General features: G+C 54.2%; 22 protein-coding genes. 4 read left to right on the forward strand and 18 right to left on the reverse strand.

From position 1 onward, the window contains the following. The first annotated feature begins 68 nt into the window (after window positions 1-68). Window positions 69-248, forward strand: coding sequence for a hypothetical protein (locus tag K0I63_RS19610; RefSeq protein ID WP_011867580.1), 180 nt, complete (start codon window positions 69-71; stop codon window positions 246-248). Window positions 249-325: 77 nt separating this feature from the next. Here K0I63_RS19610 and mog read toward each other — a convergent pair whose 3' ends face one another. The 11 genes from mog to K0I63_RS19665 all read right to left on the reverse strand — a co-directional run bounded on the left by mog (window position 326) and on the right by K0I63_RS19665 (window position 14,588). Further along, the gene (gene mog, locus K0I63_RS19615; protein WP_011867581.1) at window positions 326-859 is read right to left on the reverse strand and encodes a molybdopterin adenylyltransferase; all 534 of its coding nucleotides are present in this window, start codon (window positions 857-859) and stop codon (window positions 326-328) included. Between the two features lie 175 nt (window positions 860-1,034). Further along, entirely contained in the window at window positions 1,035-4,163 is a 3,129-nt protein-coding gene (locus tag K0I63_RS19620; RefSeq protein WP_220082119.1) for a hybrid sensor histidine kinase/response regulator, read from the reverse strand. A 3-nt stretch (window positions 4,164-4,166) separates the two neighbouring features. Next, window positions 4,167-5,129: an ABC transporter substrate-binding protein gene (locus K0I63_RS19625; RefSeq protein WP_220082120.1), complete on the reverse strand. Its 963-nt coding sequence runs from the start codon at window positions 5,127-5,129 to the stop codon at window positions 4,167-4,169. A 13-nt stretch (window positions 5,130-5,142) separates the two neighbouring features. Continuing rightward, window positions 5,143-6,045: a diguanylate cyclase gene (locus tag K0I63_RS19630; RefSeq protein WP_220072671.1), complete on the reverse strand. Its 903-nt coding sequence runs from the start codon at window positions 6,043-6,045 to the stop codon at window positions 5,143-5,145. Window positions 6,046-6,274: 229 nt separating this feature from the next. Continuing rightward, window positions 6,275-6,931, reverse strand: coding sequence for a porin family protein (locus tag K0I63_RS19635; protein ID WP_220082121.1), 657 nt, complete (start codon window positions 6,929-6,931; stop codon window positions 6,275-6,277). A gap of 780 nt (window positions 6,932-7,711) precedes the next feature. Then, on the reverse strand, window positions 7,712-8,083 hold the full coding sequence (locus K0I63_RS19640; RefSeq protein ID WP_220043757.1) for a hypothetical protein: 372 nt from the start codon (window positions 8,081-8,083) through the stop codon (window positions 7,712-7,714). A 32-nt stretch (window positions 8,084-8,115) separates the two neighbouring features. Continuing rightward, window positions 8,116-9,255 carry a BamA/TamA family outer membrane protein gene (locus K0I63_RS19645; protein ID WP_220082122.1) on the reverse strand — a complete coding sequence of 380 codons (1,140 nt, stop codon included), beginning with the start codon at window positions 9,253-9,255 and terminating at the stop codon, window positions 8,116-8,118. 79 nt (window positions 9,256-9,334) lie between these two features. Continuing rightward, on the reverse strand, window positions 9,335-9,682 hold the full coding sequence (locus K0I63_RS19650; RefSeq protein ID WP_220082123.1) for a hypothetical protein: 348 nt from the start codon (window positions 9,680-9,682) through the stop codon (window positions 9,335-9,337). Between the two features lie 120 nt (window positions 9,683-9,802). Next, complete coding sequence (locus K0I63_RS19655) at window positions 9,803-10,225, reverse strand: PACE efflux transporter (RefSeq protein ID WP_011867589.1); 423 nt, start codon at window positions 10,223-10,225, stop codon at window positions 9,803-9,805. A gap of 97 nt (window positions 10,226-10,322) precedes the next feature. Continuing rightward, complete coding sequence (locus K0I63_RS19660; protein ID WP_220082124.1) at window positions 10,323-13,451, reverse strand: efflux RND transporter permease subunit; 3,129 nt, start codon at window positions 13,449-13,451, stop codon at window positions 10,323-10,325. Between the two features lie 6 nt (window positions 13,452-13,457). Beyond that, the gene (locus K0I63_RS19665) at window positions 13,458-14,588 is read right to left on the reverse strand and encodes an efflux RND transporter periplasmic adaptor subunit (protein ID WP_011867591.1); all 1,131 of its coding nucleotides are present in this window, start codon (window positions 14,586-14,588) and stop codon (window positions 13,458-13,460) included. Window positions 14,589-14,832: 244 nt separating this feature from the next. Here K0I63_RS19665 and K0I63_RS19670 point away from each other — a divergent pair, with 244 nt between their 5' ends. Continuing rightward, window positions 14,833-14,985, forward strand: coding sequence for a hypothetical protein (locus tag K0I63_RS19670; protein ID WP_190272401.1), 153 nt, complete (start codon window positions 14,833-14,835; stop codon window positions 14,983-14,985). 42 nt (window positions 14,986-15,027) lie between these two features. On the opposite strand, the gene K0I63_RS19675 is transcribed toward K0I63_RS19670, so the two are convergent. After that, a complete protein-coding gene (locus K0I63_RS19675; protein ID WP_220082125.1) occupies window positions 15,028-15,900 on the reverse strand; it encodes a LysR family transcriptional regulator in 873 nt (290 codons plus the stop codon). A gap of 104 nt (window positions 15,901-16,004) precedes the next feature. Here K0I63_RS19675 and K0I63_RS19680 point away from each other — a divergent pair, with 104 nt between their 5' ends. After that, a complete protein-coding gene (locus tag K0I63_RS19680; protein ID WP_011867593.1) occupies window positions 16,005-16,700 on the forward strand; it encodes a hypothetical protein in 696 nt (231 codons plus the stop codon). A gap of 62 nt (window positions 16,701-16,762) precedes the next feature. Here K0I63_RS19680 and K0I63_RS19685 read toward each other — a convergent pair whose 3' ends face one another. The 6 genes from K0I63_RS19685 to K0I63_RS19710 form a co-directional block, all read right to left on the reverse strand. After that, complete coding sequence (locus K0I63_RS19685; RefSeq protein WP_220082126.1) at window positions 16,763-17,863, reverse strand: MFS transporter; 1,101 nt, start codon at window positions 17,861-17,863, stop codon at window positions 16,763-16,765. Window positions 17,864-18,151: 288 nt separating this feature from the next. Beyond that, window positions 18,152-20,395 carry a S41 family peptidase gene (locus tag K0I63_RS19690; RefSeq protein WP_220082127.1) on the reverse strand — a complete coding sequence of 748 codons (2,244 nt, stop codon included), beginning with the start codon at window positions 20,393-20,395 and terminating at the stop codon, window positions 18,152-18,154. A gap of 149 nt (window positions 20,396-20,544) precedes the next feature. Continuing rightward, entirely contained in the window at window positions 20,545-21,729 is a 1,185-nt protein-coding gene (locus K0I63_RS19695; RefSeq protein WP_220082128.1) for a BaiN/RdsA family NAD(P)/FAD-dependent oxidoreductase, read from the reverse strand. A gap of 401 nt (window positions 21,730-22,130) precedes the next feature. After that, window positions 22,131-23,150: an NAD(P)H-dependent glycerol-3-phosphate dehydrogenase gene (gene gpsA, locus K0I63_RS19700; RefSeq protein ID WP_011867597.1), complete on the reverse strand. Its 1,020-nt coding sequence runs from the start codon at window positions 23,148-23,150 to the stop codon at window positions 22,131-22,133. A 6-nt stretch (window positions 23,151-23,156) separates the two neighbouring features. After that, window positions 23,157-23,645 carry a protein-export chaperone SecB gene (secB, locus tag K0I63_RS19705; RefSeq protein ID WP_011867598.1) on the reverse strand — a complete coding sequence of 163 codons (489 nt, stop codon included), beginning with the start codon at window positions 23,643-23,645 and terminating at the stop codon, window positions 23,157-23,159. Between the two features lie 207 nt (window positions 23,646-23,852). Continuing rightward, complete coding sequence (locus tag K0I63_RS19710; protein ID WP_041406823.1) at window positions 23,853-24,287, reverse strand: rhodanese-like domain-containing protein; 435 nt, start codon at window positions 24,285-24,287, stop codon at window positions 23,853-23,855. A 241-nt stretch (window positions 24,288-24,528) separates the two neighbouring features. Here K0I63_RS19710 and gpmM point away from each other — a divergent pair, with 241 nt between their 5' ends. Then, on the forward strand, window positions 24,529-26,073 hold the full coding sequence (gpmM, locus tag K0I63_RS19715) for a 2,3-bisphosphoglycerate-independent phosphoglycerate mutase (RefSeq protein WP_220082129.1): 1,545 nt from the start codon (window positions 24,529-24,531) through the stop codon (window positions 26,071-26,073). Window positions 26,074-26,080: the final 7 nt, after the last annotated feature.

The following is a 26,080-nucleotide window of genomic DNA, read 5'->3' on the forward strand; positions in this document are numbered from 1 at the left end:
TGAGCCATTTGTCGAGTTTTTATACTGACCCCATTGCAGATTTAACGACAAAGTGAAGGAGTAAGCAGATGAACACACGGACACTACACCTGATGTTGAGCCTGAGTTACCTGGGCGTGAGCTGGACCTTGCTACTGTGGCTGCACTTTACCACCCAGCCCAATCTCTTCGCCCATTTCATCGCCATCCCCAGCCTGCTGCTGTTCAGCGCCTACAGCGCCCACCAGATCATCCGCAAGGGCGTCTGATACTAAGATCAAGGCAATGGGCATAAAAAAGCCCGGCATGAGCCGGGCCTTTCCTTGAGTCGACTGAGCGAAACAGCTTATTTCGCCTTTGGTCTGAAGGGCTTGATCACCGCCTCGTCACACTCGAGATAAGGCCCTTCCATCAAGTCGATGCAGTAAGGGATCGCCGGGAACACGGCATCCAAGCACTCGCGGATCGATTTAGGCTTGCCGGGAAGATTGACAATCAGGCTGTCGCCACGCAGGCCAGCGGTTTGACGGGACAGAATGGCAGTAGGCACAAACTTGAGCGACTCGGCGCGCATCAACTCACCGAAGCCCGGCATCATACGATCGCACACCGCCTCGGTCGCCTCAGGGGTCACGTCACGCTTGGCCGGCCCTGTGCCACCCGTGGTGACGATGAGGCAACAATCTTGCTGATCGGCCATCTTAATCAGGGTCTGCTCGATAATGGGCTGCTCATCGGGAATGACTTCATAGACAGGTTCCCACTCCGAGGTGAGGTATTCGCCCAAGACCTCGATGATCGCCTTACCGGAAATATCTTCGTACACGCCGGCGCTGGCGCGATCACTGACTGTGACTATGCCTATCTTTGCTTTTGCCATTCCACTTTATCCTTTAGATGTTTGGGTCGTGCGCGGCGCCAAGCGCCCCGCCAGGGTTGCGCCCTAAAATAACATATTTTGCCGATCGCTAAAGTGGCCCAAAAGAGATAAAAGTGGGACAGAGATCGAATATTAGCGACCTAAGGTGAGCCAAACAGGAAAACCGCGGCGCGGATCAGTGACAGCAGGCCAGGGTATCCTCGAGCAGCTCGAGAAAGGCCTCGCGACCGGCGAGCACCGCCTGCAGATCGCCGCGGCGGGCATCGGCCTCCAGCTGACGGGCAAGCTCCACCAGCGCCGTCATGCTGAGATTACTGGCGGCGCCCTTGATGGCGTGGACGCTGGAGCGAATAGCAGTGCAATCGGCGGCCGCTATCCCCTCGATAAAGGCCTGCCTATGATCCTGCATCTCCTCGACAAACACCTGCAATACCTCATCCAGCAGCGCCTCATCGCCGGACATGAGCGCCAGGGCGCTGTCGCGATCGAACAGCTGACTCTCGGCTTCGATCGGCGTGGGCAATGCTTCAACATCCGGGTCATGGCCCAGGGCCGCCTCATAATTTTGCTGACTCAGGGAGAACCAGCGATAGAGACACTCCTTCAGTACACTAAGCACCAGCGGCTTGGTCAGGTAGTCGTCCATCCCCGCGCGCATGCAGTGTTCCCTGTCGCCCTTCATGGCGTTGGCCGTCAGGGCGATGATAGGCAGGGCACAAAACTGGCTGCCCCCCTGCCCCTCGCGAATCGCCGCCGTCGCCTGAAAGCCATCCATCTCGGGCATCAGGCAATCCATCAGGATCAGTTGATAGGGATTCCCCTGCAGCGCCGACAGTAGCGCCAGCGCCTCACGGCCATTGCTGGCGACATCGGCCTGCACTCCCAGCTGGTGAAGCATGCCGAGGGCCACCATCTGGTTAACCTTGTTATCTTCCACCAGCAACACCTTGGGCTTGTCCGGCATGCTGGGTTCCACTATCGGCTCTATGACAGGCTCGATCATCTCCTCATCGGCCCGCTCCGACAGGGCGCGGATCAGCTGGCGGATATTCAGGGGTCTGCCCAGATGTGGCACCCTGGCATCCTGTTTCTCGAACTCTGTCTGCTGCCAATAGGAGAGCAGCGGCAGGACTCTGGTACTTGGGCGATCTGCCTGCTGCTCCACCAGCTCACGCCAGGCATTTAACTCCTCGACAAAGGCCTCCCGCCGAGGGGCGAAGCTATAGATGATCACATCCGTCTCGGGGATGGCATCCTCCTCTTCCAGGTAGCTCACCCTGGCGCCCCAGCTCGTAAGCAGCTCGCCCAGCATGCGCTCAAACGCGCCTAGCTGCCCCATGAGGGTAATCCGCTCGGGCGACAGACCAGCGCGCCAATCTATCATCTTGTCGCTGTCGGCCAGCTGCTGAGTCAGGGTAAAGCTGAAGATGCTGCCCACCTCCTGCTGACTCCTGACCTTGATCTCCCCCTGCATCAGCTCGCACAGGCGTTTGGCGATGGAGAGCCCCAGCCCGGTACCACCGAACATGCGGGTGGTGGAGCTGTCGACCTGAATGAAAGGGTTAAACAACATGGCCAGCTTCTCTTTGGCTATGCCTATGCCGGTATCTTCCACCTCGCAGGAAAGCAGCACCTCGCCCGACTCGCTCAGGCGGTTCGAGAGCCGCAGGGCGATCCACCCCTCCTCAGTGAACTTGATGGCATTGCCTACCAGATTCACCAGGATCTGACGCAGACGGCTTGGGTCGCCGACCACGTAGCGATACTGCAACTGGGTGATATCCACAAACAGCGGCAGGTGACGCTCCTCCAGCTTGAGCGACACGGACTGCACGAAGAGATCCAACAGCTCCACCAGGTCAAACTCGATCGCCTCTATCTCGAACTTGCCCGACTCTATCTTGGAGAAATCCAGAATATCGTTTAGCAGCGATAGCAGGGAATCGGCGCTGGCCGAGGCCACGTCTACATAGCGCTTCTGCATCGGCGACAGCTGAGTCTCCCCCAGCAGCCCTAAAATACCTATGACGCCATTCATCGGGGTGCGGATCTCATGACTCATACAGGCGAGAAAATCCTCCTTGGTCTTGGCGGCGACCTCAGCCTTCTCCCGTGCCTCCGACAGCGCCCAGTTACTGAACTCCATCTCTTGGGCGTAGGTTTCTATCTTGCGCTCGTTGAGTTTCATCCGGGTCAGGTCTTCGACACAGATGAAGTAGCCCTCCACCTGACCATCGTCACCCACGTCCGGCACATAGGTGATATGGAAGAATCTGGGAGCCTGATCCGCATCTATGGTCTCCGCCTCAAACACCTGCTTGTTGCCCGCCAGCACACCTTGCTGATAGGGCTTTATCAGCTGGTAGACATCCGCGGGCTGAACCGCCTCCACCGTCTGATCCAGCACCTCCTCTTCGGTCTTGCCGAGCCACTGCAGATAGTGTTGGTTGATGAAACGATAGCGGCTCTGGGCGTCCACATAAGCCAGCTGAATGGGGATCACGTTGGTGATGTTGTCGATATAGCGCCGCGATTTTTGCAGCTCGAGCTGCTTCTGATTACGGGCGCTGACCGCCTCGTTGTAGCTGTTGACCAGCACGCCAAACTCATCGTCGCTGTCCAAGCGTATGGTCTTCTGGCCGCCGAAGGCCTCAATCTGACGCCGGATACGACGAATGGGGTCCAGCAGCACCCTGTGCTGCACATAGAGGTTAACCGTGAGCAGTATGGCAAAGCCCAGCAGCAGGAAGCTCACATAGTGGATCAGCTCCTCGAGACTGTAGGCCTCGATCTCCTTGGCGTCATACCTGACATAGAGCACATAGGCCCGAAGGCGCTGCAACTCGGGGGAGATCAGATACACCTGCTGCACCTGATGCACTATGCTGCCCTGGCGCCAGACCTCCTTGGAACTCTGTTTATCGCTGACCAGCCTGACCATCTCCGCCAGTTCGGGGGCCAGGCTGGTCGACAGCGGACTGCCGAGATACTGCCCCAGGTTATCGGCCACTATCTGTTTCTCACGGGGGTCGAACAGCACCAGACGCTTGATGCTCCCCTGAGCCGCCAGGCCGTTGACCACCCTGCGCATGTTGCTGAAGTCTGTGCTGGCCTCCAGGGCGAGTCGCAGCGACACAGACACCTGGGCCATCTCATAATCGACCTGATACTGGGTGCGCTCGGTCATCTCTTCATAGTAATAGAGGGCGATAAAGCCAGAGATGATCAGGGCGCACACTAAGGTGGCCAGATTCAGCTTATAGACTATGCCCTGGGCAATCTTGTCCCGATAGTGACGCCACATAGGCTAAGGCGCCCGATAGAAGAGGTTGTCGACATGGCGGCAATCGGACTCGATCGCCTCTATCTTGACCAGGGTCTCACAGACGCTGTAGCCCAGCTGAATCAGCTTGTCGTTCTGGGCAAACAGCTTGCGTTGATCCTCGCCACTCAGCAGCTTGAGGTCCGCCAGCGCGCCCTTGAAGTCGGCGACCTGAAGCCCTTCACGCTTGGCCATGATGGCCATCGCTTCCTCGGGATCCTGCTGCATATAGTCCATCGCTAGCTGCCAGGCCTGGCGGATCTGCTCCACCAGTTGTGGATGCTCGGCCAGGACGCTGGAGGAGATAGACAGGGTATCTAACACCTCCTCTGGGATCTCCTTGGTGGAGAACAGCTGACGATAGGCACCGCTGGATTGTATCTCCACCGAATAGGGCGGATAGGTCACCATGGCGGCAATCTTGCCTATGGCCAGGGCGCTCGCCGCCGCCCCCTGCTCCACATTGATCACCTTCACATCGTCTATGTTCATCTTGTGCTGTCTGAGGGCCCGCTCCAGCACGAAGATCCCCAGAGAGCTGACCTCGCAGCCAATAGTCTCGCCCCTGAGCGCCTGCATATTCTCGAACACGTCGGGTGCGATAATTACGTCGCCACCGTCAGAGTAGTCCGCCAGCAAGACGATCTTAATCGGCTTGCCCCCCAGAGGCGCCACCTGAATCGCCTCTATCATGGTACTGGCAAAGCCATCCACATAGCCGGTTAAGTAGGCTCGCTGGGCATCGGAGAGGGTCGACACCTGCACCAGCTCGATATTGGCGCCCACCTGCTGAAAGAACCCCTTCTGCTTGGCCAGATAGAGGAGTTCGTAGCCGGGCCAGGGGTTCATGGCGATGGTAATAGGTTCTTCGACCTTCTTCGGCCCGCAGCCGAGCAGAAATAGGGCGAGTAGCGACAGCAATAGCCCAGAAATGATTCCCTTAATCATTTGTTATTCTTCCTTAATCATGTTCTACCGTCAGATAGGCGCCATCCTGATAACAGACCACACAGTTGCGCCCATCGGCCTTAGCCTTGTACACGGCCTCGTCGGCCAACACCAAGAGGTGAGAGAGTTCGGCGTTCTGGGGATTGGCAGTCACCACGCCGAAGCTGCCGGTCACCTCCAGGCCCATGGGGTTGAGGCGTGCCAGTTGCTGACGCACATCCTCTGTCTTCTCTCTGGCGATATCCAGGCCGCACTCCATCAGGATGACAAACTCCTCGCCGCCCATGCGCGCCACCACATCTTCCTTGCGAAAGCAGTCCTGCAACAGCTTGGCCACCGCCTGCAGCACGAGATCGCCGATATGGTGGCCATTGAAGTCATTGATCTTCTTGAAGTGATCCAGATCCAGCATCACGATGGAGAGCTCCTGCTGGTGCCTCACCATGGCGGAGAGACTCTGGGCGGCGCGCTCGGCGAGGAAGTGACGGTTGTAGAGGCCGGTGAGCTGGTCGTGCAGCGCCATGAATTTAAGCTTGTCGCTATGCTGCTTGAGTTGGATATGGGTACTGACACGGGCGCGCACAATCGCCGGACGGATCGGCTTGGTAATATAGTCCACCGCGCCTATCTCCAGCCCCTTCTGCTCGTCTTCGTCTGAGTCTTTGGCGGTCACGAAGATGATGGGGATCTCGGCGGTCTCGGGATCGGCCTTCAGCTGACGACACACCTGATAGCCGTCCATGCCGGGCATCAGCACATCCAGCAAGATGATGTCGGGTTTCTGCTTGGCGACCCTGAGGCACTCCTCGCCGCTATCGGCGGTCCAAACCTGAAACATCTCCTTCAGACACTGCCTCATGATCAGCACATTGGTCTTCACATCATCAACCACCAGCACTACAGATTGTTCTTCCATGCAATCCCCTAATCAGCCATGAGCAATTAGCCGCAATGTTTCAAATGGATAGAGATATTTTTAAGTGTAGCAGAAAGGATTTTTTCATCCGTAAATCCCATCATTAACATCACAGATGTCAGGGCAGATGGCAAGCGGGTTTGGCCCAAGGCGATTGAGGCAAAGATGGAGAGAGCAAAGACGTAAAATGAAAAAGGGCCAACAGGCCCTTTTTTTAAATCATGAATGCTTAGAAGCGGTAGGTTAAGCCGATAACCGACTTGGTTTCCCACTTAGTCGCGTCATTGGCATAAGGCACGGCCAGCTCGCCTGAGTCTTCGCGGCCCACCTTGACATAGGCAGACAGGTTGTCGATGAACTCATAGCCGGCAACGGCGAATACGTTGCGGGTATTTGAGTTAACACCTTCGAAACGATCACGTGTGTATGACGCCTCGACACCGGCGAATAAGCCGCTATCGAACTGGTAACCTGTACCCACCTCGGCGCGGTACTCTTTAACGGTTGAATCTACAATCACCTCGGCACCATTGCCTGTGATATCCATAGGCGCTGCACCATAGACCTTGATGCGGTCTTTGCGCATCGCACGGCCTTCGGCATAAGCATAGAAGTTATCGAAATTAGTCTGTACACGCAGACCACCGCCGAATGAACCGTCGTTGAAACGCTTGTCTTCATATTGGGTCTCAACTGACGCAAACGGGATCACAGACACGGCGCCGAAGTTGAAATCGTAGCCAATTCTGGCTTCCAGGTTAGTCGACTTGTCTTGAGTGGTGTGCTCAGCCTCTACCTTACCGGTAAAGCCGTTTAGCACGTCGGCGTTAGCCGCACCGGCAGATAACGCAAGTAATGTAGCAACAACAATAGCTGACTTTTTCATGTATATTCCCCATATCTATATTTTGATGAATGTCTCTCACGAGCATCAAACCTTGGCTCGTCAGATGGGGGCCATTTTCCTTGCGACTTTTGCAAATATTGAATTAGAAACTATTCGATATTCAAATACATGAAAGACAGTCTTACGTGACGCCACACAAGCGCCAACGGAAACTAACACAATAATTTCAACGCGTTATGCCAAACTGAAAATCTACGATGCAATTTTAAGCAGAGTTAAAAAACGGACGAACAACACTTTCTTAAGGAGGGATCTGTCAGCTTAGGTTCAGGAAACTCACGCCATAACAGCTAAAACTTATCCTTCTGCACCTTAAAAATCTCCGCCGCCTCCCCCCATATTTCGATTAAACAGCGACTTAATGGCAGGCAAACTGCTCGTCATCTAACGCTCGGCCGAACTTTTATGGCAGAAAATGAAGCGCTTGGGGCGTTAAATTAATCAGCTTAATGAGAGAAATGAGCAAAGCCCTAACGACAGGCAACCCTGGCTCCTAAAAAGCTTTCGGCGGAAATAAACCTTCGGCAGATATAAACCGAGGCAGATATAAACCGAGGCAAAACGGCTAAGGGGAGTGATTAGCAAAGATGGTCGGCAAATAAGGTTAGTCAGAGCCTAAGTTAATCTGAGGCTGAGTAAGAAGCCTGAAAAACAGCACAAGCGGTGCGGCAAGCACGCAGAAACACAGGGAGGCTGAGGAAATAGATGCAGCAGGGTTAAGCACCTCAAAATGCGAGGCGCTCACCCTGCCACCAGGGGTTATCTTTCACACTCGTCGACGCGAGAATGGTAAGGATCGTCATCGGCAAGACAGAGTCTGTCGGCCTGAAGTTGACGCTGCTTCTGCTCAGCCTGCTCGGCCTTCTTCTGCGCCTCGAACTTAGCCAGGCGCTCGTCCAGCGCACGCTCGATAACATCGTGATTGAGCTCGATGCAGTCATAGTCGCCGGCGGCACATTCCCACTCGGCGCGCACGGGTTGGCTGGCAATAATCGACAGCATAAGCGCGACCATCAGGCTGCCCAGCACGCCCACCAGCTTAGAGCGACGCTGCTTGAGTAACGGCAACTCGGGCAATAGGAACTGCTCTACGCCGCCGACGGGTTCACACACTTTATTTAAATTGGCCATAGGAATTACCTCTTGTGCTAATCAAAAATGACTTACCAGGCCCCACCGACCTGTAAATACAGGGTCCACTCCTCTGGTCCCTTGGCGATATCCATCCCCGTGCGCAGCCCGAGCTGGCGCGCCATCAGGTAACGAAAGCCCACCCCCTGAGTCTTGAGCCAGGGGCTATCGGCAAAACGCTCATCTGCCATCACAGCCTTACCGGCGCCGGCAAAGCCCAGCAGGGTCCAGCGATCGTCTAGGTCATAACTCACCTCGACCTCTCCCAGGGCGGTATCATCCCCCTGATAACGCATCGCCGGCATGCCGCGCATGTCCAGGTAAGGCAAGGCGTAGAAGGGGGCATCGCCCGAGAGCGACTTGGTATCCAGACGCATGTTGACGCCCCACTTGGCATTCAGCCTGTGGTAGGCATGCAGGAAGGCGCTGTCGGTGCGATAGTCGAAATCGCCGCCGAGTCGTTTGTCGTGCTGGGTGCTCTTCAGCCGCGCCTTGATACCGCTGCGGGGCGAGAAATGGTTGTCCGTGCTGTCGTAGGTGAGCTTGACCCCCAGGGCGCCATCGCTATCGACCATGGCGCTCTCCTGGTTGAGCGGATGCTCGCCGCCCAGGTCGAACTCGGCCTCGGAGCGGGTATAGCTATATTCACCGCCGAGGAAGAAGTTGCTCTCTCCCAGGCGTACATCGATATCTTGAAACAGGTGCCAGCCTTGCAGCGAGAAACCCATGGCCGGGGCATCGATACCCGTGTAGGCCTTGAGCTTGAGATCGGCGGCGAAGATGCCACCCAGATATCGCACCCTGTCTTCCAGCCAGTTACCCGAATGAAACAGGCCACCCAGCTTGGTACCGTTATTGGTACCGGCGGCCACCACGCCCGTAACGCTCGGCGGGATCTCGGCCACGGCCAGGGGGTCTTCGAGCCGCTTCTGCCGTTGCGACTCAGACTCATGGAAGAACAGCAGGGCGGCGCCGCCGCCCACCCCTACCGCAGGCTCGGTGATCAGAATCGGCACAGGCATGAAGCCGTGGGCGTTATTGAGGATCCACTGACTGGCATCGACACGGCCATCGGTGGGATCCTTAAACTGATCGGTGAAACCTGCCTGACTAGCACCGGTTAGTAGGCTCAGGCTGAGTACTAAAAGGCTGGGGTAGCTGGGGGTTGCCATAATCTTCTGCCTCGGGAGTTGGGATGACCTTAGCGAGAAACCCTTTCGTCGCTAAGGTCTATGCGGGAAGCGCATTCTGTTAATAACCGTTGATGATGGCGTCATCTATGATCGCATCTTCGATGTAAGCGTCTTCGATCTCTTGCTCTATGATGGCGTCTTCAATGTCTTCGATGTCACGCTTGCAGCGCTCGCGTTTCACCTCGCCTTCCACCAGGCCGTCGATCGCGCCAATGGCACCACCGATGGCCGCACCACGCTTAGCGCCTTCACCACCGTCGGCGATGGCACCCGCGGCAGTGCCTATGAGGCCACCTTCGATGGCACCGGCCACCACGTCGCCCAGGGTGTCGTCACAGTAATCGGCCATGGCGAAACCAGAAGCCGCACTCAGGGATAAAGCGAGTAACAAGGGTTTGAATTTCATCTTATGCTCCGAATCATGCTGTTAATGTCGAGGTCATGATAAGCGCAAAAAGCGAATAGCTTTAGTTAGCTATCATTCGATTTGGTAATAGGTTGGTGGGAATGCGCCAAGCGCGAGGCCTTAGCCCCGCGACGCGTAGAAAAATTTCTCGTAGAGGTAGGTATAACAGTAGTTGAAGACCAGATAGAAGACCACGAAGCCGATATCCAGCCAGAAGGCCTGCCACAGCGAGATGGACAGATAGGCCGCCATGATGGGCACAGAAATAAACAGCAGCCCCAGCTCAAACAACAGGCTGTGCCAGACTCTGTCTGCCATGGATTTCACCATGGTCGACTTGAAGTAGAGCATGGCTCTGTCGAACAGCAGGTTATAGCCATAGTTCCAGGCCGCGGCAATCAGCGACATGCCTATGGCCAGGGCCAACAAGGCACGAGAATCGACCGAGGTCAGCCAGGCACCCAGGGGCACGGCTAACACCATGGCCCCCAGCTCGAACCCTACTAGATACCTGATGCGATCGAATCTCGTCTTATGTTGCATGATAACCCCCTGCGCCAACTTGGCAGCAGAATAAAGTGTTCTCCAACCGGCAACGCCGTCAGCCAAAACATTGATACGCCGGCGGAGAACATAAACCTTAAGCCGTCACTTCAGTCGCCTTGGGTGAGCGTCGTAGCTCACGCAGGCGTTGCAGTGCGATGAAACAGATTGGCACCAGGAGACAGCCGATCACTGTGGCAATCAACATGCCGCCAAAGCTGGCAATACCCAGGGCGTTACGGCTGGCTGAGCCCGCCCCCGAGGCGATAACCAGAGGCAATACCCCCAGGATGAAGGAGAAAGCCGTCATCAATACCGCTCGCAGACGCAGGGCAATCGCCTGCTTTGCCGCCTCCATGATGGAGAGCCCCTTCTCTTCACGCAGCACCTTGGCAAACTCGACAATCAGAATCGCGTTGCGACTCGCCATACCGATAAGCAATACCAGGCCCACCTGGGTGTAGAGGTTGATACTGCCACCCGCCAGGGCGGTGAAGCCCAGGGCACCAAACAGCGCCGTCGGTACACAGAGGATAATCGCCAGTGGGATCATCCAGCTCTCGTACTGCGCCACCAGGAAGAGGTAGGTGAACAGCAGCGCTAGAGCGAACAGGATAGGCGCCGAATCGCCCGCCTGTAGCTCCTGATAAGTCATGCCGGTCCACTCGTAGGCGTAGCCCTGTGGCAGGCTGGTGTCGGCAATCTGCTCCATGGCGGCGATGGCCTCACCCGAGCTGTAACCGTCGGCCGGAATCGCAATCACCTGCGCCGTGTTGTACAGGTTGTAGCGGGCGGTGTTGTCTGAGCCCACCAACGGCTTGTAGGTGGCGAAGCTCGACAGCTTGACCATCTCGCCAGACAGGGCGCGTACATAGATCTGCTCCAGGTCTTTCTCTTGCGAGCGGTAAGATTGCTCCGCCTGCAGGTTCACCTGATAGTTCTTACCGAACTTAGTGAAATCATTGACATACATATTGCCCATCATGGCAGACAGCGTGCTGTTGACCTCGTTAAGATCGACCCCCAGCGCCATCGCCTTTGCTCTGTCCACATCCAAATAGAGCTGTGGCACATTGGCACTATAGGTGGTGAAGGCCATGGCGATCTCGTCGGCATCGTTGAGCGCCGCCAGATAACCATCCAGCGCGGGCGCCATCTGTTCGACGCTGCGACCGCTGAGATCCTCAACCTGCAGGGTCAGACCGCCGGCATTACCCAGGCCGGGAATGGCTGGCATAGAAAACGCCATGCCGGTGACATCTTTGTTCTGATCGATAATCGCCTGTACCTGAGCCACCAGCGCAAACTCTGAGGTTTCTGCCGTCTGGCGCTCGCTCCAGTCGTCCAGCACCACGATCATCATGCCAGAGTTAGACGATGAGGCGCCCTTGAGCAGGCTATAACCCTTGGCGGCCACCACATGCTTGACCCCTTCGAGGGCACTGACCTCGCTGATCATCTCATCGACCATCTTGTCAGTTCTGTCCAGCGCCGAGGCTTCCGGTAGGTTCATATCCACCATGAATGAGCCCTGATCTTCCGCCGGGATAAAGCCCTTAGGCATGTTGTCGCCCAGCAGCACGATAGCGCCCATCAACAGGGCCAGCAGCACACCCGAAAGCATCAGACGCTTACCGAAGAAGCCCACCGACGAGACATAACCATTGGTCAGTCTGTTGATGAATTGGTTGAACCAGGCCAATGGGCCACGTGTCTTAGGCGCCTCGTGGCGCATCAGTGCGGCGCACAGTGCTGGTGTCAGGGTGAGGGCGACCACGGTCGAGATCACTGTCGATACCGAGATGGTCACACCAAACTGTTGATACATCTGGCCTACCAGGCCAGGGGCGAAGGAGACTGGACCGAATACCGCCAGCAGCACCAGTGCCGAGGCGATAAGGGGGGCTGTCACCTCTTTCATCGCCTTAGAGGTCGCCGCCTTGCTGTCGAGATGCTCCTCGCTCATCAGGCGTTCGACGTTCTCTATCACCACGATGGCCGCATCCACCACCACACCGATAGCCAAGATCAGGCCGAACATGGAGATGGTGTTGATATCTATCCCCATGGCCGCCATCACCACGAAGGTGCCGATGAGCGAGACGGGAATGGCGATCGAAGGGATCAGGGTCGCGCGCCAGCTCTGCAAGAAGAGGAAGGTCACGACGACTACCAGGCCGATGGCGATATAGAGGGTCTCGAACACCTCATCCATAGACACCTCGATAAAGGTGGTGGAGTCGTAGCTGATCACATGCTCCATATCGGCAGGGAAACGCTGACTGAGACGCTCCATCTCGGCGCGTACCCCTTCGGCAACCTCGAGGGCGTTGGCACCCGGCGCCTGATAGATGGCCAGGATAGGGCTCTCATTCTTGCCGTAGGTAGCCATGGCAGAGTATTGCTCCGCCGCCAGCTCGACACGGGCCACGTCTTTCAGTGTGATGAAACCGGCCTGGTTGTCGGCGCGCAGTATGATGTTTTCAAACTCCTCGACATCCACCAAGCGACCCTTGGTCTGAATCGTGTATTGGAACACCTGATTACCGGATGAAGGACGCTCGCCCAGCTTACCGGCGGCAACCGTGGTGTTTTGTGCGCTGATGGCTGCGGCCACATCGTTGGCGGTGATCGCCTTGGCGGCCATCTTCTCTGGGTTTAGCCAGACGCGCATCGAGTAGTTCTGCTCACCGATCACCTGCACCTTGCCCACACCTTTCACCCTCAGCAGGGCATCTTTGATGTTGAGCGAGGCATAGTTAGACAGGTAGAGGTTGTCGTGGCTGCCGTTAGGCGAGTAGGTGTTGACCGTCATCAAGATGGAGTTAGCCACCTTCTCGACCGTCACCCCCTGACGCTTAACCTCTTCGGGTAACTTGGCCATCGCCTTGTTGACCCGGTTCTGCACCAGCACCTGGGCCTTGTCGGGATCTGTGCCAATGGCAAAGGTCACATAGGCCAGGTAGGTGTTATCGTTGTTCGACTTGGACTCAATATAGATCATGTCCTCGACGCCGTTGATCTCCTGTTCGATCACCGAGGCGACCGTGTTGCGTATGGTGTTATGGTCGGCACCTGGGAACACGGCAAACACCTCGATAGAGGGCGGCACTATGCTGGGAAATTGCGATACTGGCATTCTTGCCAGACTGAGTAAGCCGGCCAAGGTCAGCACAATCGAGAGTACGATGGCGAACTTGGGGCGATTAATGAAGAAATCGGCCATGAGTTGTTACCCCTTCTTAGCTAGGGCGACTGGCTGCTGCACGTCGACTTCGACGCCGGCACGCACCGACTGTAGACCGCTGAGTATCACGCGCTCACCGGCTTGCAGGCCATCCTGCACTATCCAGGTATTGGCCTGACGCAGACCCAGCTTGACGTAACGGGCCTCGACCACATTGTCCTGGTTAACGGTCAACACGTAGCGACCGCCCTGATCTTCCTGCACCACGGCTTGAGGCACCACCAGCTGTTGCTGGGCCACCTGCTCGCGCGAGGACACAGAGACGAATTGGCCAGGCACCAGCAGGCCTTCTGGATTAGGGAAGGTCACACGAAAACGGATAGAACCGCTGCGGCTGTCTACATGGTTGTCGATGAAGTCGACCTCACCCTTATGGTTGTACAGGGTGCCATTGGCCAGGGTCAGCGCCATCTCGGGAGACGCTATCTCCTCGCCCGCCTGCACGCGCTTCTGCAGATCGTTGAGATACTGCTTCTCGTCCAGCTTGATGTCTACATGCATGGCGTCGCTGCTCACCAGTGTGGTGAGCGGCTCGGCATCTGGGCCAACCAGGGCGCCGACACTCACGCGGCTGTCGCTCATGATGCCGTTAAAAGGCGCGTAAATATGGGTGTTTTCCAGATCCAGCTGGGCATAGTTGAGCTCAGCCTTGGCGCTCTGCACCTCGGCCTTCATGCCGAGTAGCTCAGCCTCAATCTGCTCGACCTCCAAGCTGCTCAGGGCATCTTGCGTCAGCAAGGCCTGGGCCTTTTCATGTTTCTTCGCCTGTAGCATCATCTGCGCCGTCTTCTGCGCCAGGTTCGCCTCTAGGCGGGCGACCTCGGCCTGAAACGGCTTAGGGTCGATCTCGAACAGCAGATCCCCCTTCTTAACGTGGGCGCCATCGGTATAGACCTGGCTGATCAGGTAACCGGAGATCTTTGGCAAGATCTCCACCTGATCGACCGCCTGGGTCTTACCCATGAACTGTTCGGTGAGTTGGATCAGCTGAGGTTGCATAACCTGAACTGTGACCTTAGGTTGTTCGGTGAACTCCCCGTCGACTTCGGCTTGCTGCGAACAGGCAGCGAGTAGAATTGGAAGGGAAATCGCGATAATTTTGGCTGACGTACCCATAATGACCTCTTCTCAAGCATCGACACTCATGTGCCACAAACGATTAAATTGCGACCACTATACAGAGGAGTTTTTAATACTTTTAACTAGGTATTATTAGGTTATCGAATGGATATCAGACGGGTGTTTGGCGGGGATGAAAAGCGCTAATCTATTCGAAATGTAGATGGTTATTAATTAACCGCGGCAACATTGTTAATAGATAATGGCCTCACCAACAGCAACACGTTATATCGAGGTTATCATGTTTAGCAAAAATACCAGCCTGGGCAAGATGGATCAGTTCATGACAGTGATCACCGCCGGCGCCATCATCAGCTTATTTGTGGTTTATGAGTCGTTATTCGGCCAGGACCTGGCCATTCAGCAGGTGGTGATAGAGCTGCTGAGACACTAATACCCTGTCTCAGCTGCCATGCCTCACCGCTCGCGTGGATGATTAGCGCTTGAGCAGATCGATGAAGAAGCTCTTCGCCGGGCCCAGCTGCGCGGTCGACTTCCACAGCAGATCCACTGTGATCAAGCCGGTCTCCTTCTCGATGAGAGGCTTAAAGGTTGAGAGCGTGCCTATGGCCGCCTTCTCTTCATACATGCTCAAGGGGATGATCCCCCAGCCGATGCCCTGCTCCACCAGGCGTATCATGTCATCCAGATCTGACGCCTCCCAGGTTTCCTGAGACACGCGCCCAAGCTTGGCCAGAAACTCGTTTTGCAACATGCTGGAGCAGACGATCTGCCGCTCGTTGATCAACATCTCGCTGTCTACCGCCTCCAGATCCGCAAACTTATAGTCTGGGCTACAGATACACACCCACTCGATACGCGCAATTCCTATGAAATCCAGATTCTCAGGTACCGCCTCGGACATGATGTTAAAGCCGACATCAACCTCATCGGCTTCGATCGCCCTATTAAGGTGGTTGCCTGTTAGCTTCACCAGTTTGACCCGGGTGAAGGGAAACTTCTCCGCCATCTTCTCCAGCGCCGAGTCGAACACTGACATGGGCACCAGAGGGTCGGCGCCGATAACCAGCTGATCTTCGACCGCCTCGATCACCCCCTTGGCATAACTCTCCATACGAGTCGCCTGGCGCATAAGCGCCTTGGCCTGATGATAGAGTCGTTCCCCCTGCTCGGTGAGCTGAGGATACTTGGTGCTGCGGTCAAACAGCTCGACCCCAAGATCCAGCTCGAGGTTATTCACCCCTATGCTGACCGAGCTCTGGCTCTTGCCTATGTGTCGGGCGGCGGCCGAAAAGGATCCTTTCTCTACGGCGGCAATAAATGCGTTGAGTTGTTCTAGATTTAACATTTGCGACCTATTCGATTACAAGATACTTACTAACTCTAGTGATTAAAGCTCATCGGAGATACTAACGCCAGTAAATTTTACAACCAAGACTAGAGATCAAGACTATGAGCAAATTAATCGCAAAAACCTCAATCATCGCAGTCGCCACCTGTGCCCTGCTGTCACTAAACGCTATGGCCGCCGAGGCGCCAGCCGAAGAGAAGGTCAACTATGGTGACCCAACCGCCAGCTTCACCACTGTGGGCGTGTCCACCAGCAAAGATGTTGACCAGATCTCCGGTATGATGGGCGTTGGCAGCAACATCTATCAGTTGGATCTGAACCGCGACAAAAATACCGGCGACTTCAGCGGCCGTGGCCGTTACTTCCATGTCACCGACGGCCTGGGTTACTCTGTGGATGTGATTGGCGATGCCAACACCCAGACCATCTTGGGCGGCATGATCTACAAGTTCCAGCTTAACGACAACGTCTCTATCTTCCCTATGCTGAGCGTGGGTGGCACCCAGACCAAGCGTCCGCTGGAAAATGACAAGTATGACCGTAGCAGCCTGGTACAGGCGGGCGTCTACGCCATGTATGGTTTCGACGCGGGTCACTGGGTCTATGCCAACCCTAAGAGCACCTACCATGTGAAGAACGAGTCCTTCATCAACCAGGTCGAAGTAGGTGGCGGCTTGATGGTGACCGACAACATCTCCATCGGCGCCAAGGTAGAGTACACGGCTCCCTTCGACACCCCACAGGGCCGCATGAAGGAAGACACAGTCACCTGGTTACAGGCCAACTACTACTTCTAAGTCGAAACGAAACAGCCACCTAATGAGGTGGCTGTTTCTTTAAGCGTTGGAAATCTTGCCAACTATTGCTGCTTGAGCCGACTGTTGTTGTAGATGGCGGGCATGATCAGCAGCAGGGTGATCAGTAGGAAGATCACCAGCTCGAACAGCACCCACTCCTTGAGCAGCACAGCCGGAGCCAGCGCAGCGCCGATAGACTGGGCCGCCACCGCCAGACGAATGGCATGCCCCTCGGGGTCTGCCTCGGAGATCACCCCCATGAAGAAGGGCAGCAGGAAGTTCCACATAAACATGAAACAGCTCACCGCCGCGAAATAGACCAGGGGATCCCGGGTCGAGAATAAGAGCACGATGGCGATGCTTTGCCCCAGCACCCCGAAGGTGATCACCCGCTGACGATTGCCATATTTGGCCAACAGCGAGGCGCTCACGGCGCCGAGCAGGCTGAACAGAGTTCCGGTCGCCAGTATCACTCCCTGATCGATCTCGCTGATGCCTATACGGGTCGCCACCACGCTCAGCATGGACCATGCCCCCACGTTGGCCAACATGATCATCAGGATGGCAAACAGCGCGGTATAGAGAAACACCTTACCCGTCTTCACCCCTTTGATCATCGGCATCTGCTGCGCCCGGGTATCCACAGGCAACAGCACCATCAGCAGACAGAAGCCCGCCACCAGCACCAGCAGGCCATCGAATCCCCCCTGTAGCCTCAGCTGAGGGTAGAGGAGAAACAGCAGACCGCTGTAGAGCATCTGCATGGCGATCGCCCGGCCGAAGGCGGCATCGGGCAGCTTGTCGTGGGACAGGGTATCGAAGCAGCGCACGATCAAGATGCCGGCAAAGAAACCGGCGGCGAAACGCAAGACCACAAACCACTCCACCGCGCTGCATAGCGCACTACCAAGGTGTGCGAGTGCCAGGGCCAGAAAGACCCCGCGCTCCGAAATAAAGTTCATTCGCTGCCAGAAGAAGCAGCAGATAGAGGCCAGCGAGAAGCCAACCAGTTCTATGGTCACCACATAGGTGAGCGCCAGCACTGGCTCGGCAAACTGGCGGGAGATCACATCGAAATAGATGGGCAATAACAGGAAGACGCTAGACGCCACCGACATCTTAACGCCGGCATACAGACTAAAGCCCCCTCTGGATGTAGACAATACCCGCACTCCTCAGCCAAAACGACCATGACCTCTAGTTAAGTTTATTCATGATCTCGCGAAAAAACCTGTTAAACAGGTAAGTTACCGCCAGCGAGCGCAAAAGCCCAGCCATTATTCGCGTCAGAGGAAGGGAATGTGAGGACGCAGCTAGCGCCGACTTGTGTGGTGCCAATAAACTTTCCCAAAGCTAACTAGTGGTACTGTCGGCAAACAATAAAGATTGAAACTCACAGAGAGCGATTTGAAATTAGGGAAGACATCATGGAACAGCTTACTGATATACCTCTAACGCCCTACCGAACTAATTTTAATAACCTCAATAGCCTTTTCCACTAACTCATCCCTACCTTCTTTCACTCCTTCTATGGTTTGCTTCACCTCTAAATCCGGAATAATACCTACTCTTTGAGTTTCCCCACCATCAGGATAATAAACGCCAAGACCGGAAAATGCCGTCCTCAGTCCACCCGGCAGATCCAAGCGAACCATATTGCCATCAGCGCCTGACGTTTTACTCCCTATTATCGTAGTGTCTCTACCCGCCCTGAACGCCATCGCTGTAAACTCAGCCTGGCTTTGCGTATTTTCATTCACTAAGACAACTAGCTTTCCTTTAAAAGTCACTTCCGATGGTTTAAGAACCGCTACATTACCAACGCCAAACTCGCCAGGGTTATTTATGTTTGGATAAGTGAATTTCGCAAATGCGCTTTTATCTTCTACGAAAAACGAACCCAAACTATACATTGATGGAGTGTTAGGATAATTTCGAATATCAATTATGATGCCTGCCGCATCCTTGAATTGATTTTTTATAGAGTCCACATCCTCTTTTTCAATGGTGGCCAAAGTAACGTAACCAATATCCCCATCGATATTTTTATAGCTCTTTTCACCCTTAGGTTTGCGGTACAAATAGAAATAGTCCAACTCATCCTTTTTGAATAATTTTAGCGACGTATTACCCATTAACTTGTCGCGCCTAAAGCTTACATCTATTTTAGCCTTATTCGACCTCAACAAATCAGGAGCAATATCTCTTAGCCTTGAAGCTTCATTTGATGCCGGGTAATAACGCAGCTTATCCCTAACCAACTCTTCCACGGCGACACCATCGATCTCTGTAATAACATCGCCTATAGACAGGCCGCTCAGACGGGACATATCGCTGATATCACGCTTGTTTTCCGTGTAAAAATCCACCACAACAAGCTCACCCTCAACAAACCTTGTGAAAACTGGTGGGTAAAATTCACCTCGCATTTTCTCAACCTCACCGCGACCAGCCCACAAATTTGCATGCGTATCCTTAAGCTCAGCGATTAAAGATAGCGTCACTTTTTCATAATCTAACCGATTTTTTGCCCCTAGAAACAATGGAAGATATTCAGTTAGAACACCACTCCACTCCTTATCAGTCAAATACTTATACGGAAAGAAATATTGAACGATGTTCCAGTACCGGTATAAAGCTAATAATCTAAACCCATCATCTGGATACGGCATATTAGAATAAGCTTTTTCATTTGAAAAAATGACCCTACGCCTGCTGTTTGTGGTTACATAAAAGCTCGCGCCTTGTCTCCGTCCCTCATAAACCGAATTCAATTTTTTGATCAGTTCTTTTGATAGACCGAATTCATAGAACCATCTATGATCTGGCTTCAGAACAGACTCCTGATTTGTCACCTTACAATCAATACAGGGAGTTAACTTGCCTAAGCGATCGATCCAGCCTACCAGACTCTTGTCTCTCTCCTGAGCATCCACAGCTGAAAGATAATCGGGAAGAAACCTAAACAATTCATAATCCCAGTTATAATCACCCTTCCCCACATTGGGGTGGTGATATTTCAAAAAACCCCACACTCTTCCTAAAAGGTCTAAGTTTATTAGTCTTGCCTCATCTAACCACGACAAGTCCAACATTGAACCAGAATCAAATTCGTTATCCTTATATGCCCGAGGCATTTCACGTAGTTGAGAACTTACTAATGGCTTATCGTCTATCAGTATCTGAAGATCATCGAACCAAACCTTCCCATTACCCGATAACAGACCACCAACTGTAATGGCTGAGGCATTTTTGAGATCAACATCCAAACTAATCTCAAAATCCCTCCAATCATTGTCACCGAATAATTTCTGTTCTCGCATATTACTAAAGGCTTGATTAGGGTGAACGTTAAGCATCAACCCCGCCCATCCATCAGTAATACCCTCAGTTTTCACAGCCCCCCTCAGCTTAATGTTTTGCCCCTTTGCTTGGAGAGCCAACCCATAACCAAAGGAGCCAGCGTTAGGTTTATCCCCTTTAAACTCAACCGAAACTGATCGCTGCCCACGTTGAAAAGCCTTATCGTCAATCGAAAAGCTATACCCTGCCTCCCCTCCAGATACCCTCCAACCATCAGCAGGAAACTTATCGTAGGTTTCGAAATCTAGATCAGGAATACTTGGCTTAGCCACACCTCCAAAGGCCACTAACAAAGAAAGCAACAAAACCATGATACGTATACTTGTTTTCATTTATTATTAACTTCCTGAACTTCTTATACATTTTGTCATAGTTCCACCCGTAGTGTATGAGGCGCACCTTAACATCTCTAATTAGGTAGCCAAATTCACTATGCCACTTCAAAATGCTTATACGGGCAAACTTTATTGTCTCTGTACACCTACACAGCCTGACCGACGGCGACACCCGATGCCCAGGCCCACTGGAAGTTGAAGCCGCCGAGCCAGCCGCTGACATCCATCACCTCACCGGCAAAATAGAGTCCGGGCACCTTCTTGCTCTGCATATCCTTGGAAGAAAGTTCGTTGGTATCCACGCCACCCAGGGTCACCTCGGCGGTGCGATAGCCTTCGGTGCCATTCATCAGCAGCTGCCAATTGTGGAGATTGTCCACTATCTGATCACGCTGAGCATGCACCAGCTGATTGAGAGCCATGTTAAGCAGCGCCTCGTCGAATAACACCTCGACCAGACGTTTCGGCAGCCACTGCGACAGGGTATTGCGCAGGCTCTGCTTGGGATGTTGATCCTGGGCCTCACTCAATGCCAGGGCGGCGTCGAGCTGGGGCAACAAGTTAATAGAGATACTCTCGCCCGGCTGCCAGTAGTTGGAGATCTGCAGAATGGCCGGCCCCGACAGGCCTCTGTGGGTAAACAGCAGCGCCTCGCTAAACTGGGTACCATCTTTGGCGGTAATGGTACTGGGCACCGCAATACCAGAGAGCGGCTCAAATTTCTGCTTCTGTTCACTGTGCCAGGTAAAGGGCACCAGGCCGGCGTGAGTAGGCAACACCTTGAGACCAAACTGCTCGGCGATCTGATAGCCGAAAGGCGAGGCCCCAAGCTTAGGCATGGAGAGCCCGCCGGTTGCCACCACCAGCGACTCACAGCTGTATTCGCCCTTGCTGGTCTCCAGCCTGAAAAGACCGTCATCCTGCTTGCTGATAGCGAGAATATCGGTTCTGAGCTGCACCTCGGCGCCCGCCCATTCGCATTCGGTCAGCAGCATGCTGACTATCTCTTTGGCCGAGTCGTTACAGAACAGCTGGCCATGATCGCGCTGGTGATACTCGATGCCGTGGCGCTCCACTAGCTCGATAAAATCTTGGGACGAATAGCGCGCCAGGGCCGACTTGACGAAGTGGGGATTGGCACAGATAAAGTTAGCCGGCTCCACTTTCTGGTTGGTGAAGTTACAGCGGCCACCGCCACTGATTAAGATCTTGCGCCCCGCCTGTTTGCCGTTATCTAACACCAGGACGTCTCGGCCGCGATAGCCCGCCGTCGCTGCGCACATGAGGCCCGCCGCGCCCGCACCGATAATGATCACGTCATGATGTTTCACTTAAATACCGCCTCAAACAAATTAATAGCAACCAAACGCAGCCCCACAAACGGGGAAAAGCCAAAATGTAGGAACAATTTTGGCCGTGTTAAATCCCCTCTTTCACCATCCATGGTGATCGGGGATAAGTATCTGACTCCCATGGATGGGGGAAATGCCTAAAAATGTCAGGAACATTTTTGGCCATATACAAATCCCCTCTTTCACCATCCATGGTGATCGGGAATAAGTATCTGCCCCCCATGAATGGGGGGAATGCCTAAAAATGTCTGGAACATTTTTAGGCATATACAAATCCCCTCTTTGTCCTTCCTGGACACCGGGGATAAATACATCCCTGTATAAAAAAGGGCGCTATTTTAGCACCCTTTGTTATTTTTCGCATGAGTCGCCGATGGCCACTATTCGCTGTCAGTCGTCTCCGACTTTTTCTCTCTCGCCAACAAGGCCTTAGCCGCCTCGTGTGGCGTTCCGCCCTGGTAGAGCACCTTATACACCTGCTCGGTGATCGGCATCTCAACCCCCAGACGCTTAGCCAGGGTATAGACCTCTTTGGTGTTACGGTAACCTTCAACCACCTGGCCAATCTCGGCCTGAGCGGTATCGACATCCTTACCCTGGCCCAGGGCCAAACCGAAACGACGGTTGCGGGACTGGTTATCGGTACAGGTCAACACGAGGTCACCCAGACCCGCCATGCCCATAAAGGTAGAAGGTTGAGCGCCAATGGCCTCGCCAAGGCGAGATAGCTCCACCAAGCCACGGGTGATCAATGCTGTGCGGGCATTGGCACCAAAGCCTATGCCGTCTGACATGCCTGCGCTGATGGCGATAACGTTCTTCACCGCGCCGCCAAGTTGCAGACCGATAAAGTCGTCGTTGGCGTAGACACGCAAGCGTTTAGGGCTATGCAGCAACTCCACCAAGTCATTGGTGAAGGCCTCATCGGTACCGGCAACGGAGATTGCAGTGGGCAAGCCTGCCGCCAGCTCTTTGGCGAAGGTCGGACCCGACAATACCGCCAGCGGATACTCGTCACCTAAAATCTCGCGCGCCACTTCCTGCAACAGACGACCGGTTTCCGGCTCCAGCCCCTTGGTCGCCCAGACGATGCGGGCATCTTTGCGCAGCAGCGGCTTAGCCTGCTTGAGCACAAGACCAAACACATGGCTAGGCACGACCACCAACACATTGTTGGAGGCGGCTAATGCGGTTGCAAGGTCGGCTTCGGGAATTAAGAGATCCGGCAGTGGGATACCGGGCAGAAACGCCTCATTGGATCGATCCCTTTTCAGATTCTCGATATGCTCAGGCTCGTGGCCCCAAATAAGGGTTTTGTGTCCGTTACTGGCTAAAGAAATAGCAAGGGCGGTGCCATAAGAGCCCGCCCCCAGTACCGTTATATCGGCAGTGTTGTTCATGCGTAATTAAGCGTTCGCTTCTGCTGCTTCACCGGCAGCTTCTGCCTGCGCCTGACGCTGTTGCACGTATTGCGCGAACAGGGCGTCGAAGTTAACTGGCGCTAGGTTCAGTTGTGGGAAAGTACCACGAGCAACTAGGCTACCAACCGCTTCACGAGCGTATGGGAAAAGTACGTTCGGGCAGTATGCACCCAGTGAGTGAGCCAGCTGCTGATCAGTCAGACCAGAGATAGCGAAGATACCCGCTTGTTGAACTTCACATAGGAAAGCTGTTTCTTCACCGTTTTTAGCCGTAACAGTCAGTGACAGAACAACTTCATATACGTCGTCGGCCAGCTTAGCGCTGCGAGTGTCTAGGTCTAGCTTAACTTCTGGGTTCCACTCTTTCTGGAAAACAGCTGGGCTGTTTGGCGTTTCGAAAGAGATATCTTTAGTGTAAACACGTTGAATGTTGAACTGTGGACCCTGTTGTTCGTTATTTACTGCTTCAGCCATAATTTCCTACCTAATCAATTTTGTTCGATTCGTTCCGTATGGAGAATCATCTTCAGGGCCTTTGTTACTCGAGTCCTGATCTAGACCTCAGCCACCATCCCGATTTTAGTATTTCCTTAAATCCCACCAGATGGGCGATTTAAGCCATTTTTTATAAGAGATGACACTCTAATCAAAGATGCTTAATAAAAGCAAACTTTGTGTGGGTTATCTTTTGGTTTTGGCAACGGGTAAGTTATTTTGTTGCCATTCGCTCATCCCACCCTTGAGGTTATAGACAGTTTCGAAACCTGCTTTAACCATCAACTGAGCCGCTTGCGACGAGGTCATCCCTGCATTGCATACCATTATAATGGGACTGGCTTTAAACTTTTCAAGGGCAGATGTCTTATTATTTTTAATTTCTGCTAACGGCATGTTAATCGCGTCGACGATATGGCCTTTCTTAAACTCTTCCTTAGAGCGCACATCGACCACCTTGGCGTCTTGCTTGTTAATTAACAAGGTCGCCTGCTGATGATCTACAGTTTTCACTTTCGAGATACTAGACTTAAAAACGCTCACAATAAGCGCAGCAAACAAGCCCACCCAGGCGAGACTCAACATAGGGTTGGCTTTAAAAAATTCGATATATTCTTGCATAGTTTTCGGCCTACTTCTGTGGCTTGAGAGACTGTTCGGGCTGAGAGTATAACCGATTGTCCCGGCAGATTGCAGCATGTAGTTCACCTCTGGCAGAGCGCCGAGATTGAGAGATCCCTAAAATTGTGACGGGCTCGATGAGGGCTATCGGTGTAAATCACTTTTTGATCGCCCCTGTACGTAGTAATATTTATCCAATTTCAGAATTCTAGTTTTCTTTTTAACATTAATAGGTACCACCATGACGACACGCAAACGCCCATTGGCACTGCTGATCCTCGATGGCTGGGGTTACCGTGAAAATACCCACATGAACGCGGTATATCACGCCAACACACCAGTACTCGACCGCCTCAACAAAGAATACCCCAACAGCCTGATCTCAGGCTCGGGCTTGGATGTCGGCCTACCCGACGGCCAGATGGGTAACTCGGAAGTTGGCCACATCAACATCGGCTCAGGCCGCGTGGTCTACCAGGAGCTGACCCGCATCGGTAAGTCGATTGCAGACGGCGAGTTCGACACTAACCCCGCCTTTGTCGACGCGGTCGACAAGGCGATCGCCGCAGACGGCGCCGTACACATCATGGGGCTACTGTCACCCGGTGGCGTACACAGCCATGAAAGCCACATCCAGGCCATGTGTAAGATGGCGGTTGCGCGCGGCGCCAAGCAGGTGTATCTGCACGCCTTCCTCGATGGCCGTGACACGCCGCCAAGAAGCGCCAAGGGCAGCCTGCAGGCCTTCAACGAGCTGTTCGCCGAGCTAGGCACTGGCCGCATCGCCTCCATGATTGGTCGCTACTACGCCATGGACAGAGACAACCGTTGGGATCGCGTCTCGCAAGCCTATGAGCTGATCACCCAGGGCAAGGCGCTGCACCAGTATCAAGACGCCGTGGAGGCGCTCGACGCCGCCTATAGCCGCGATGAAAACGACGAGTTCGTTGCCAGCTCGGCCATCACTGACGCCGACGGCCAGGTTGCGACCCTCAATGACGACGACGCACTGATCTTCATGAACTTCCGCGCCGACCGTGCGCGTCAGATCACCCGCAGCTTCGTCGACCCAACGTTCGACGGCTTCGAGCGCGCGGTAACCCCTAAGATCAACTTCGTCATGCTGACCGAATACGCCGCCGACATTAAGGCACCAGTCGCCTACCCATCGGTAGATCTGGTCAACACACTGGGCGAAGTGCTGCAAAACAGCGGCAAGACGCAACTACGTATCTCGGAAACCGAGAAATACGCTCACGTCACCTTCTTCTTCAATGGCGGTAAAGAGGAGCCATTCGAGGGTGAAGACAGGATCCTTATCCAGTCGCCTAAGGTCGCCACCTATGACCTGCAGCCAGAGATGAGCTCGACCGAGCTGACCGACAAACTGGTAGAAGCGATCGAATCGACCCAATATGACGTGATCATATGTAACTACCCTAACGGTGACATGGTGGGTCATACCGGCAACTTCGATGCCGCCGTCAAGGCCTGTGAGGCAGTCGATGCCTGTATCGGTCGTGTGGTTGAGGCGCTGGCCAAGGTAGATGGTGAGTGTCTGATCACCGCCGATCATGGTAACGCCGAGCAGATGACCGACGAGCAAACTGGCCAGGCGCATACCGCCCACACCAGCGAACTCGTTCCCCTCATCTATGTGGGACGCAAGGGTGAGATCGCACCGAACGGAAGATTAAGTGATTTAGCGCCAACCATGTTAACCTTGATGGGACAAACCGTGCCATCAGAGATGACAGGGCACTCAATCATTACCCTAAGCGAGTAACGACTCT

Origin of the sequence: Shewanella rhizosphaerae (genome assembly GCF_019457655.1) — a bacterium.
Classification (GTDB): domain Bacteria; phylum Pseudomonadota; class Gammaproteobacteria; order Enterobacterales; family Shewanellaceae; genus Shewanella; species Shewanella loihica.